The organism is Nocardioides cremeus, from assembly GCF_030518195.1.
Taxonomy (GTDB): domain Bacteria; phylum Actinomycetota; class Actinomycetes; order Propionibacteriales; family Nocardioidaceae; genus Nocardioides; species Nocardioides cremeus.
The window spans coordinates 1-279 of the sequence record NZ_JAULSC010000259.1; the positions used below are offsets into that span (position 1 = coordinate 1).

1 protein-coding gene is annotated in these 279 nt (G+C 64.5%); it reads right to left on the bottom strand.

Annotated elements, in window-relative coordinates; genetic code table 11:
* Positions 1–252, bottom strand: a 252-nt coding sequence (locus QWJ41_RS21130; protein ID WP_439117357.1) for a DUF1989 domain-containing protein, incomplete at its 3' end; no start/stop codon positions are given.
* Between the last annotated feature and the right edge of the window lie 27 nt (positions 253–279).

Sequence of the window (279 nt, forward strand, 5' to 3'; positions counted from 1 at the left end):
AGGATCACACCTGGTACCCAACAAATCATGACAGCGACCCCCCCACCTCGTCCGTTCCTTAGCCTCGCCCGCATCTCCAACCCTGCGTCTGTCCCCAAGCCGACAGCCATCCTCGACAAGCCCGCAAAGCGGGCGCATAAAGGGCAAGCAACTCCACAGGCGATCCCCCTCGCCCACATGGCTACTCTGCAGCTGCCGCGTGCGACTGGCCCAGAAGCGCTCGCGCGGATCGGCTGCGTTCCATATGTTCAGGTCGCCGACTTGCGGGCCCTGCGGCGT